The organism is Thermocrinis albus DSM 14484 (assembly GCF_000025605.1).
GTDB classification, from domain to species: Bacteria; Aquificota; Aquificia; order Aquificales; family Aquificaceae; genus Thermocrinis; species Thermocrinis albus.
Window position 1 is genome coordinate 1,332,843 of sequence record NC_013894.1, and the last position, 12,169, is coordinate 1,345,011.

The 12,169-nt window shown below is 44.4% G+C and carries 11 protein-coding genes; 1 reads left to right on the forward strand and 10 read right to left on the reverse strand.

Translation table 11 applies throughout. The features are described 5' to 3' along the window. Positions 1-6 precede the first annotated feature (6 nt). From THAL_RS07255 to THAL_RS07300, 10 genes are all read right to left on the reverse strand, one after another. Entirely contained in the window at positions 7-744 is a 738-nt protein-coding gene (locus tag THAL_RS07255) for a ferredoxin reductase (RefSeq protein WP_012992462.1), read from the reverse strand. Then, a complete protein-coding gene (locus THAL_RS07260) occupies positions 744-1,415 on the reverse strand; it encodes a polysaccharide deacetylase family protein (protein WP_012992463.1) in 672 nt (223 codons plus the stop codon). Before THAL_RS07260 ends, THAL_RS07255 begins: the two co-directional genes overlap by 1 nt. Next, complete coding sequence (locus THAL_RS07265; protein WP_012992464.1) at positions 1,412-2,212, reverse strand: serine/threonine protein kinase; 801 nt, start codon at positions 2,210-2,212, stop codon at positions 1,412-1,414. Before THAL_RS07265 ends, THAL_RS07260 begins: the two co-directional genes overlap by 4 nt. A gap of 9 nt (positions 2,213-2,221) precedes the next feature. Then, the gene (locus THAL_RS07270) at positions 2,222-4,048 is read right to left on the reverse strand and encodes a PhoX family protein (RefSeq protein ID WP_012992465.1); all 1,827 of its coding nucleotides are present in this window, start codon (positions 4,046-4,048) and stop codon (positions 2,222-2,224) included. Between the two features lie 162 nt (positions 4,049-4,210). Next, entirely contained in the window at positions 4,211-4,570 is a 360-nt protein-coding gene (locus THAL_RS07275; RefSeq protein WP_012992466.1) for a hypothetical protein, read from the reverse strand. A gap of 25 nt (positions 4,571-4,595) precedes the next feature. Beyond that, on the reverse strand, positions 4,596-5,156 hold the full coding sequence (locus THAL_RS07280; protein WP_012992467.1) for a hypothetical protein: 561 nt from the start codon (positions 5,154-5,156) through the stop codon (positions 4,596-4,598). 14 nt (positions 5,157-5,170) lie between these two features. After that, complete coding sequence (locus THAL_RS07285) at positions 5,171-7,087, reverse strand: tetratricopeptide repeat protein (RefSeq protein WP_012992468.1); 1,917 nt, start codon at positions 7,085-7,087, stop codon at positions 5,171-5,173. A gap of 99 nt (positions 7,088-7,186) precedes the next feature. Further along, positions 7,187-8,278 (reverse strand): glycosyltransferase family 4 protein, encoded by a 1,092-nt coding sequence (locus THAL_RS07290; RefSeq protein ID WP_012992469.1) that lies wholly within the window; start codon positions 8,276-8,278, stop codon positions 7,187-7,189. Continuing rightward, entirely contained in the window at positions 8,275-10,497 is a 2,223-nt protein-coding gene (locus THAL_RS07295; RefSeq protein WP_012992470.1) for a glycosyltransferase, read from the reverse strand. The genes THAL_RS07290 and THAL_RS07295 overlap by 4 nt, the downstream gene beginning before the upstream one ends. Next, positions 10,403-11,170: a polysaccharide deacetylase family protein gene (locus THAL_RS07300; RefSeq protein WP_012992471.1), complete on the reverse strand. Its 768-nt coding sequence runs from the start codon at positions 11,168-11,170 to the stop codon at positions 10,403-10,405. The genes THAL_RS07295 and THAL_RS07300 overlap by 95 nt, the downstream gene beginning before the upstream one ends. Positions 11,171-11,266: 96 nt before the next feature. Between THAL_RS07300 and THAL_RS07305 the strand changes: the two genes are divergently transcribed. Beyond that, a complete protein-coding gene (locus THAL_RS07305) occupies positions 11,267-12,169 on the forward strand; it encodes a polyprenyl synthetase family protein (RefSeq protein ID WP_012992472.1) in 903 nt (300 codons plus the stop codon).

Sequence of the window (12,169 nt, forward strand, 5' to 3'; positions counted from 1 at the left end):
AAGGACCTACTCGTACTTTTCCTTCTTTATGTTCTCTGCTCTTACACCCATCTCCGTAAGGAGGCCAGAGATGTAATCTACGAAAGCGGGTGGTCCGCACAGATAGTAGAGCTTTCCATGAGGCTCTCTTACTTCCTTCTCCAACATTTCCAGGTTTATCCTCCCGGTGTATCCTGTCCAGCCCTCAGGTACCTGACGTGTCAGTGTGTGTACCACCCTTATGTTGGGTAGTTGAGAGAGCTTATTTAGTTCCTCCCTGTATATGATCTCCTCATAAGAGGTGTTGGAGTATATGAGTAGAGCCTTCACCTTCTCCAGACGGGCGTCTTTTATGTAGCGAAGGATGCACATGAGAGGTACTATACCGCTACCCGCACCTATGAGTACTATGTCTTCCGACATAGATGGGAGCCATATGAACTTACCGTAGGGTCCCTTTATCCTGAGAACATCTCCCACCTTCACCATCTGGGTAAGAAAGGAAGAAGCTCTTCCGTTAGGAACGCGCTTTACGGTGAGTTCCAGGAAGTCCTTTTTAAGGGGTGAACTGGCTATGGAGTAAGCCCTCTTTAGGATCTCTCCGGTGGGTGGATAAGGTACGTACAGGAGTACGTACTGACCAGGATAGAAATCTATGGGTTGGTGTCTTACGTCCAGGACTAGGGTTTTGGTGGATGGCGTTTCGGTGATGATGTCCACCACCGGAGCTTCCAGTTCCACTATAGGTTTTTTCTCCAGTTCCATCAGATAAGAATCTTAAGGAGAAAGCGTAAGCTTGTCCAGTATCCAGAAACGTATATTCTTTTTATCTCAAGTGGGTCATCCTCCCTTCTCCAGTCTCCCTCTACGGTGGTGTAGGCGTACCGGTAACCTGCCTCTGCCACCATCTTTTTTATCTCTTGGTTGTAGTCACCGTAAGGGTAGCAGAAGGCGTCTATGGGGATACCCAGTTTGTCTTCCAGAAGTTTTTTAGAAGCTTCGATCTCTCTCCGTGCTTCCGATGGGCTTATGCGTGTCAGGAAGGGATGGGTGAGGGTGTGAGACCCTATCTTTATGCCCTCTTTCACAAGAAAACTGAGCTCTTCCCAATCCATAAGGTACTTTTTCACTCCCAGTTTATAACTGTCCCACACGTTGTAGCTACCTACCAGCTTTGCAGGTACAAAAACTATAGCAGGCAGATTCATCTCCTTTAGAATTGGGTAAGCTTTTTCCAAGAAATCTTTGTAGCCGTCGTCAAAGGTGAGCATCACGCTCCTTTTTCCCTCCACAAATCTGTTAGGTTCTACCACTCTAAACTTCATACTTCTAAGAATCTGCATCTGTCTCTGAAATTTTTGGGGACTTACGTAGAGAGATTTCATCTCGGAGGTCTTGGGTGGGTGGTCTATGTTGTGATACATGAGAACTTTCATACCATCCTCTCCTTTATCAGGTACTCTATGAGTTCTCCTGCTGTTTTGAAACGCTTGGAAGGATCAGGTTCCAGCATCTTGGTTAGAAGCCGTTGGGTACGTTCCGACACGTGCTGAGGTATGCTGTATTCTACGGCCTTGTTTTTCTTTATGTCTCCACCAAAGGGCGTCTCACCCGTCAGCATAAAGAGGAGAACGCAACCTAAGGAAAAGATGTCACTGCTCCTTCGAAGCTCGTTTCTGAATACCTCCGGTGCTATGTACCCTACCGTACCCTTCACATCTAGCACTGTTTGAGAACCCCTCACCCTCACTAAACCAAAGTCTCCCAGTTTCCACAGAATGTTTTTCATCACCCTCTTACCAAATATGTTTTGGGGTTTCACATCCCCGTGTATATAGCCTCTTGTATGAAGGTAATCTAAGCCTTTCGCTACGTGGAACAGAACCCCCAGAGCTTCTTCCTCCGACAGCCTTCCCTTTCTTTGTACGTAATCCTTAAGATCTCCCACGTCCATAAGCTCGTAAAGGACATATAGCTCGTTTCTGTCCTTGCGGTACATGTAACTGATCATGGAAATTATGTGAGGATGGTTGAAAAGTAAAAGGGTTTGTACCTCTCTTCTGAGGAACTCTACCGTTTCGGGATCGGTGGCCACCTTAAGGGCCAGAACTCTACCTGCATATCTTCCCCTCAGGACCCTCACTTTGTAGACTTCACCGAAGGTACCCTTACCTAAAAAGGACAGTATCTGGTATGTGTCTAACAGAATCTCACCTTCTCGGAAGGACGGCATAAATCTATTTTAAATCTTTGTGCCATCTTCTCTGACTACGCATATAACGGATGGTCTTGGAACAACGGCGTCGTGAGGCCACGATCCCTTACCTCCTTCTCCAGGATGTTGAATGGCACACAGGAAGGTTCTGTTATCTGAGGTGAACTCCGGTCCGCATATCTCGCACCCTCTTGGTCCCGAAAGGAACATCTTGAGACTTCTCTCGTAGATGTCCAACACGTAAACACCGTCGTTGACTCTAAGTCTTACATCATCTTCATTTCCATCGGTGGCTATCCAAACGTTACCAAATCTGTCAAAAGTGATGTTGTCGGGGGCCGATATGGGAGGCGTGTCGGTAGACACTCTCTGACCGTATACGAGGAGTTCCTTGGTGGGGTCAGGATGCTGTGGTATACCGCAGAGGAGAGGTATCCTCCACGAGAAGGAGGTGGCAGTAGGATCATTGCGCTGTTCTATTATCTCCAAAATGTGACCCATGTAGTTATAGGGACGTGGGTTGGCAGGCTCTGGTGAGGTTCTTCTGTCGTTGTAGGTCATCACGGCCCACAGGCTTTGTGTGACTGGGTTCCACTCTGCATCTTCAGGTCTGTCCATCTTGGTGGCTCCGAGGGAAGTGGCAGCGCCTCTTGTGTCTATAAACACCAAAGCTGGGTCCTGTTTGTAAAGAGAAGGCAAAGAGGGGTTTACTCTTATCTGACCTGCGGACACTTCTGCCAGCATAACCCACTCTCCCGTCAGGTTGTCGTAGAACTTGGCCACGTAAAGGGTTCCTTCATCCAACAACTTCATGTTATTTTCTCTGTTGATGGGATCGTACTTGCCCTTAGTTACAAACTTGTAAAGGTGTTGAAAACGTTCGTCATCACCCATATACACCACCACCTGACCGCTGGGTGCCACCACACAGGTGGCAGCTTCGTGCTTGAACCTTCCTAAGGCTGTCCTTTTGATGGGTGGTCTGTTAGGATCAAGGGGGTCTATCTCCACCACCCAACCAAACTTGAAAGATTCGTAAGGGTTCTTGGACACGTCAAACCGGTCCATATACTTATAAAAACCGTATACATCAGCGAATCTGCTAGGAACGCCGTACCTTTGGTGGATTTCCCTAACCAGAGTCTCTTGCACACTGTTTATGTCTCCACCAAAGTAGGAGTTAAAGTTCTCTTCGCAGGTGAGAACCGTTCCCCAAGGGGTTTTACCGGCGGAGCAGTTGTTGAGGGTACCTTCCGCTGAGTCTCCTACATAACGATGTCCCTTAGCTGGACCTTCTATAAGACAGCGAGTAGACCCTGTTATCCTCCGATTGTAGTTGGAGCCCACTACTGGCCTGAAGGTGAAGTCGGAGTTTCTGAAGAGTTCCACCACGGAGAGGCCGTGAGCTTCTAACATTAGCATAGCTTCCTCGTATGTGGGTTTGCCGAGATGTTCCGGTGGAAAAACAAGCTCTGGGTTGAAATACTCGTGATTGACCACCATAATGTAGCGGTTGTTGTGTTCTATCACCCCTATAAAGTCGTTGTTGTAACCAAAGGTTCTTTTCTGTATCTCTACATCCTGTGTTGTTGTTCCTCCCTCCCTTAGTCTTTGGTAATTTATTCTCTCCTCTTGACGGAAGAGGGGATCACCCCAACCTATCACCATCCTCCACCTGAAACCGTCAGGTACCGTAATATCGTCCAAGGTGTTGGGTTTTATACTGTTAAAACGTACCGTAGAAGGTGTTAGGGAAGAGCCACCACCACAGGCTATTAGAAAGGGTGGTATCGCCAGTAGCATGTCCCTTCTGCTTAACAAAGCCCTTTTGATGAGATCACCTATGTACTCCATGGCACACCCCCTAAGTTGTTTGATATTTAACTTACAAAAAAATTGTTAAAATTTCATTAAAAAAGAGTTAATAAACGGTTAATCTTTATATCCCACAGGGTTCAGATAAAACTTAGTTAAATGGCCCGATTTTATTATGCATAAAAATTAATGTTTTAATAGTTAACTCTGCTTATCCTTACGATTATCTATTACAGCTATCACAATTCCAACAATTGAGACAATAATCAGTCCTATCAGTCCCCACGCCACATTGGATAGTGCCTGAACGAAAAATATCAGACATATCAACAAAGAAAGAGCTCCAGCAATAATTCTTAGAGAATGAAGCCTGAACCATGAAAGAACAGAATAGGCAAACATTGAAAAAAGCAATAGATAAGCAATTCCACCAATATGGTATCCGGTTTGATATAACTGCCATGTAACTCCAAAAAATTCTTCCTCCCAGCTAACAAAAGGCATAAACCATAGGAATATCCCTGCTACTCCAATGATTACACCCAAAACTCTTCTGTCCATAATTCACCTCCAGTGTTTTGGTTTTTTATAATCCTCTCTTAGGTTTAGCAGTTTCTCTTTTAAAAACTTCATCATCGTCTTGTTCTGCTTTTTTATATAGAGGCAGATGTGTATAAATTACATACATATTCCACGAAACCCACGGAGCTTCCAGCCTAACTTCTACATTTCCAAATTTCCACACTGCCAGACCATCAGCAAGATATGGCCTAACATATCTTGAAGGTTTTCCATACTTCGATGCCAGCTGTTTGTACATCACATAAAACTCTTCCTTAGACATAGAAAGAGGAAAAGTATAAACTATCTGAAACAGAATTTTCTGAAAAAACCAGAATCTTGCGTTGTTGAGATTTTCAATGGGCAATCCTTTAAAATCAATTCCTTCAACATTCGGGTTGTAGATGTCTCCTTTTATTATTCTGTAGCCTGAATCTGTAATTTCACCTCCTTCTTTTTTCAGGATTGAAATTGCTTCCTCTTTTGTCGTTTTTCCAAGAATTAGTCCGAAAGGTCTTGGCTCTTCTGCAAACGCCTGATTGAAAAATAAAAATAAGGAGAATACCAAAATTACCCTTTTAACCATTTTTTTACCTCCGTTTATTTCTCTTTTTCAATCCAGTATCCATTTAGCATTACATATCCGATAAGCCAGTTCCCATAGCGAGGAAAGATTAACTGTCTCTGTCCGAAATTGAACTCTTTTGAGATGGTATTCAACAGTGATATTCCCGATATGAGATTTTCCTGAGTAAATACATCTTTTACTTTTTCAATTTGCTTTTGTGCTCTGTCTTTCAGCTCAGGTTTCAGTTTTGAGATATCGGGATTCAAAGCCTTTTCAGGGTTTTTGTTTATCGTGTTTAAGAATTTTTCAATATCAGTTGCTGTAAGTTTGACATAGCTTTCTTTAATCTGTTCGGGCTTCTGCAGTGTGGATAATGCCCATACAGCACCACCTATGAGAAATACATTTTTCCTGTTAACATAAGCTGGATTTTTGCTCTTTTCTCTGTTAAGTAAGGGAATTATTTCCCTGTGTAAAATTTCTGTCAGTGATTTTTTAAAGCTTCCTCTTTTTATTGCTTCTTCGGTGAGACTTACACTGCCGTAAGGAATTTCAAAGCTTTTTACGATTATAGAGTCAGCAACTTTTTCAAGATATCCAATCTTTGTGTTTCCACTTCCCACATCAACGACGATTGAGTTGTAATAGTATTTTGGAGGCAGAGCACCAGCTATGTTGTAAAGGACTTCATCCTGAGCAGTAAGGAACAAAAGCCTGTATCCTGTGAGTGCTTCAATTCGTTTTGAAAGTTCCTCTTTATTTTTCACAGCCGTGATGGCGCTGCTGGCAACAAGAAATATATTGTTACCTGGCACTCCTTTCTCTCTCATTTTGTTAATGAGAGTTTTTACAGCCTGAGCAGTCTCCTCTATTCCTTCAGAGGTAAACTCTCCTTTTTCCTTAACTCCTGCAATAATCGTGGTATTGATGTTTTCCCGAAATAGCTCGTTTATGTCGTAAAGTTCATCCTCTCTCAGAGTAATCTCAAGGGCAATTGCCTTAACTCCCTTTGCACCTATCTCAACCCCACCATAAACAGCTGTTCTCCTCCGTTCAAGTGAGGCAATATCAGATAAAACCTGAGATGCATAGGCTTCAGCACCAATGGATTTGAAAATCTCGTATGCCTTATTCAGGTAGTCTTTTGCAAGCTTTTTATCTCCTTTATCCATGAAATACCAGCCAAAATTCTTGTATCCAACTCCTTCCCAGTATTTATCTCCAACTTTTTTAACTCTTTTTAGTCCTTCATCAAGATAAAAATAGGCATTATCAAAATCCTTTAACTTGCGATATGTATTTCCGAGATTGAGCATTGCTATACCACTTCCATGATAGTCTCCGTATCTTGTAGAGATATCAATAGCTTTTTTAAAGTATTCTATTGCCTTTGTGTAATCTCCTTTTTTGTCATAAATCACAGCAATGTTGTTATAGGTAGGAGCCTTGTCCAATTCATTAGTTTGTAGCCTTAGTGATTCCTCATAGTATGATAAAGCTTTGTCAAGTTCACCTTTTTTATCAAAAATTAATGCAATGTTGTTAAGCTGGGTAGCCTCTAATTTTCTATTTCCCAGTTTTTTAGCTAGATCAAGGCTTCTACTGTGATATAACAGGGCATTATCTAAATCTCCTTTGCTGTCATAAACTGATCCAAGCCAGTTATAGATATACATCAAATCATCATCTCTTACTGCATAGGCTTCGGCTTTCTTAAAATTTTCAAGGGCAAGATTGAGCTGACCGGTCTTGTAATAGGCTATACCCAGACAAAAATAAGCATCCACACTTCTTGGATAAAGTTTTACTGCCTCTTGACCTGCCTGAATTGCCCTTACATAATCCTTTGCATTCAGATAGTTAGCGCATTCATCAATTGGATTGAGGGCATGAGCTAAAGAGGTGAGAAATAAAATGAAAGCCAGATAGAGAAACGCTATTTTTCTCATCTTTCCCCTCCAATAAAGCATTAAATTTCGATTGCAATATTATAACATTTTTACTGTTAAGCAGTCCTCTCTTTATATCCCACGTGGTTCAGATAAAGCTCACCTATGTACTCCATGGCACACCTCCTCGTATAACTTGGTGAGATTTTTAAAGGTGTTTTCCCAACTGAAGTTTTCCTTCACAAGGGTATGAAGATGAAGAGCTGTTTCGTAAGAGGCGATAGCACAAGCCTTCTGTATACTTATAGCCAGAGCTTCGGGAGAGTAATCTTCCGCCAAGGTATCTTTTATCAGCTGTGTTTCCACACCTATGTTAAAACCTGCTACCACAAGACCGCATCCTTGGGCCTCCACCAAGCTATAACCGAAGGTTTCGTATCTGCTACCGGTAACCAGTACATGGTGTTGACGGTATATATCCGCCAAACTTTCTGGATCTTCCACATAACCTAAGTAGCGTACGTTGGGCCTTCTGGAGGCTTCTTTCCTCACCAGATCTTCCAGAGGTCCTGCACCAACCATCGTAAGAGTGTAATCTTCGGGAGGAAGCAAGGAAAAGGCTTTCAAAACTATATCCACACCCTTCTCGTGGGAAAGCCTTCCCACATATATGACTCTGCACACATCCTTTCTATACTGGGGATTGGGGTAAAACACATTGGTGTCCACACCCAAGGGCAGGTACCTCAGTAGCTCTCTCCTTACTCCCAGATCCACTAAGGAGTCCATATGTTGCCGAGAAGGGACCAACACCGTATGAGCGTACTTGTTGACAGCTTCCACCATCTTGCTGAGTAGTATCTTTTTCATAGAGCTAGGTAACTTTGTGTGGTAGAGTTCACCTACCGCGTCAGAGTGATAGAAAACTACCGTTGGCACCTCAGGTATGCCTTTGAGAACATGGAGTATAAGGTAGGTGCCCCCCATCTCCACCAGGTGCGGTCTTTCTCGCCCAACCACCCGGAGTATCTCCTTAGGATTCAGGAAGAACCTGTATCCTGCCATCAAAGGAAAGGAGGACAGCTTTATCACCTTGGTGGAAGGACTGAGTTTTAAGTCCCCTGTTTTGGCTGGTATAACGAGAATATGTTCAAAACCAACCCTTTCCATAAAGAAGGACTTCTGCCTCAGATAGGTCTTTATACCACCACTCCTGCTGTGTACGTAGGGTGTTATGTCCATTATCCTCATGACCTTACATACACTCCCAGTAGATTGTCTATGTACTTCAGATAGGTTTCTCTGAGGTTCATGCTGAGGGCATGTTGATAAGCTCTATTTCCTATTCTTTCCCTCAGTTGGTGGTCCTTAAGGAGCATTTCCAGCTTTTGGATGTAGTCCTGAAAAGAGAAAGCCACAAAACCGTTTAAACCGTCCGTCACCCGCTCCCCAGCACCACCTCTCCCACTTACCACTACAGGTAGACCGCTGGCCATAGCTTCGAGAACCACTTGACCGTATGTCTCCGTTTCGGAAGGGAAGAGGAAGATATCGGCACTGGCATACGCCGTTGCAAGGTCCTCACCTACAAGATAACCCACCAAGTGTAAGTTTTGAGGCTTGTTCTCCTCCAGTTGCTGACGATAAGGACCATCACCTACCACCACGAAAGTATGTTGGGGAAAGGTTTTAGCCACCTCCACGAAGGTGTCCAAGTTCTTTTCTTTGCTCACTCTTCCTACGTAGAGGATCACCTTCCCGTGTACCTTTATCCCCAACTTCTGCCAGAAATTCTCCTGTCTCTTATAAGGGCTGAAGAGTTCTGTGTCCACTCCCCTTTCAAAGATTCTGATCTTAGCCTCCTCCACCCCTTTGGATACCAAAAGATCTCTGTAGTACTTGGAAGGTACAAAAATCCTATCACAGGCGTTGCACATATAAACCATCAAGGACCACAGGAACTCCTCCAGCTGAGGATCACCTGTGTATATCCTTGCGTAGGCTGGTATATCTGTATGGAAGGCGAAGGAAGTTCTCATACCGAGGACCTTGGCGGCTACAAGAGCCAACACACCCAAAGGTCCGGGTGTGGCCACATGAAGGTGAGTGTAGTCCTTCAGCTTTCGGAAGACATCTACAGGAGCGGGAACTCTGATGGGAAAGTCCCTGTAGTAGGGCAGTGAGAACCGGTAAAACTCCTGTAGAGTCACCAGCTTAGGATCCTTACGGTGGTTGTCTCCTACTGTGATGACGTCAAGGGGTATGTTCTCCTCTTGGGCGATCTGTCTCACTAATGCTGCGGTACGTGCCACACCGTTTATCTCTTCGTAAGTGTCGGTAACATAGGCTAGCTTTACTTCTCTTGTAACGGGAACACCGAACCCTTTTATAACATCCAGTGCTCTTCTTTCTTCTTTCCTCTGTAGGTAGATAATACTCAGGTAGTAGATCTGAGACAGGAGAGCGAGGACAAAGTTTCCTAAGGTGGCGGAAGAGGGGTTTTTCAAAAGATTATCTAAGGTGAGGAAAGGTAGTCTTCTTATCAACTCGGCCGGCAGACGATGACGCTGAAAGCTACCTTTCACTAAATGCCTCATGAGAAGAGCCATGATGGGGTCGTTGGAATCCATGAAAACGTAGTCCAGAAGATTTTTCACCTCCTCTGAGAGGGAATAGTTTCTCTTGACGAAGGTGTAAGTCACTTTACCTGTCATGTTTATAAGGCGCTCTTCACCCAGAGGTTCGGTCCTTACTTGAGTTCTTCCTTCCAAAAGAGCCTTTAGGAAATCCTCTTTGGAGTTGGCCTCCGCCTCTGTGTAAGTTCTCCCTACATCCATGCCTCCGTGGTCATCGCTTCCCGCTACAAAGGCTATAAAGTCTCTGTTTCTGAGAGGTTCAACACCATGTTTTTCTGCAAGAGCGTAAATTTTGTCCCATCCGGAGAATCTCTCCGCCAGCTCTATCTCCCACTGGGGTATCGCCGGACTTCTGGTCCCGTTTATGACCTCCCAGTTATCAAACAGTAAAACAAACTTCTCTACAAGTCTTTTGTTGAGTTTTGTATCCTGCACACCGTAAAGGGGGTGAGCAAGAGCGTGGGGTATGTTTTTTGCCTTCAGATATCTTACAAACTCATAGATGTTTTCCCTAAGTTTCATAAGTTCGTGATGGTCATTCTCTTCAAAGCCATAAACCAAAACGTGTACCTTTGCCTTTTCCTCAGGAAACATAACGGTGTACTCACACCCCAGGAAAACATCCTTCATGTGGGCTATCTCCAAAACACCTTCTATAGTGTTATGATCCGTTATGGTGACAAAAGACATACCTCTCTCTTTGAGGAGATGGTATATCCTGAGGGGATCAGCATAACTCTCAGGACACCCAAGCAGAGCGCTCAACCACCCGCCGGGCATGTTGGATGCGCGGGAGTGAAGGTGCATGTCCACTTTCGCTAAAGATCTCCTCATAGCTAACAAACCTCCTCTCTTTTTTTACTTGGTTCAAAACCCAACGCCAGATGGTTATCTTCCTCTTATCCCTCATATCTTTTGCGTGGATGGCAAGCCTGATCAGTTTTAGAGATCTGTTCCTACGCAACAGAGAAGGCATGGCCAGTATACTTACAAAGGACAGCACGTACCTGTTGGCGAAGGTTAAACTGCTGGAGTGGATCTCCCTGTTGGTCTCTAGATCCTTTATCACCTTCCTTAGACCCAGGAACCTTATTCCGAAAGCGTACAACACATCCTCAAGATACGGGTTATCTATCCAAGCGGGAGGGACAAAGACCTTACTGTGAAGGCCCACCTTCTGCATGATATCTAAGGCCTTCTCTACGCTTCTGTAAGTTTCCGTCAGATCCTTCTTAAAAAACTCCCCCTCCCTGTAGGTTTTGATAACTGTTTGCCAGTAAAAGGGTGAGCTGTGAGTAAAACCGTGTATTACAACCTCCTGACCCAGCCCCTTTATGAAGCTGACCCAGTCCTGAAACTGGTCAATGGGATACCTCCCTTGAAAGTTGGGAATTACCAAAAGGGAAAACTTCCTAACACCCACGGTCTTCAGAAGATGCAGGGTGGTGTATATTTCCTCTTCGTAGTGAGGTGTCACGTCGTGAAGTTCCACCAAGGCGCTTAACATCACCTTTTCACCTCCCATTTTTCACGTTAAGGGATTTGTGTTAAGGAAGTTTTAAGCTTTAGTTAAGAGACGGTTAATGTGTTATAGTTATTCCACATGCTCATGCTAGAGCAGTTGGAGAGATCCATAACAGAGTTCTTGATGCCGGAGGTAAAGACGGTACTGGAGATAGGTAACTACATAGCCTCGGCCGGTGGCAAGAGGGTTAGGCCTATCCTCATGTTGGAGACAGCCCGTATGCTGGGAGGAGATACCGAAAGACTGATACCTCTCGCTGTAGGTATAGAGTACATTCACATGGCTTCTCTGCTGCATGACGATGTGGTGGATGGAGCGGACGTAAGAAGAGGTAGACCCTCCGCCAACAGAGTTTTTGGAAACCCGATAGTGGTACTCACAGGTGACTATATGTACGCGCGAGCCCTGTGGCTTTATTCCCTCTATGGAAATATGAAGTCGATAGAGATAGTAAGCAGAGCCGTCATGCAGATGGCAGAAGGTCAAGTACTGGAACTGCTTCACATAGGCAAGATAATAGACGAAGAAACTTACCTGCGCATAGTGGATGGTAAGACAGGTGCCCTCTTTGGAGCCAGTATGGGAGTAGGTGCTCTTATGAGCGGTTATCCGGGATTTGAGGAGTTTTACCGTATGGGTGTGAAAGTGGGAAGAGCCTTTCAGATGGTGGACGACGCCCTTGACTATATAGGAGATCAGAAAGTTATGGGTAAACCTGCGGGCAATGATCTGAGGGAAGGTAAGTGTACTTATCCTCTCCTCTCGGTACTACACACCATGGACAGGAGTAAGCTGGAAGAATCTCTGAGAAAAGGAGACGTAGAGGAGATAAGATCAAAGGTGGTAGAGCTGGGGGGAGTTGAAAAAACCAAAAGCAGAGCAAAGAAAGAGATAGAGGAGGTGATATCTTATCTCAAGAGTTTTCCCCAGAGTGATAAACTCATAGAGCTTCTCGTCTCTCTTGTAGAGAGGGTTCGTTGA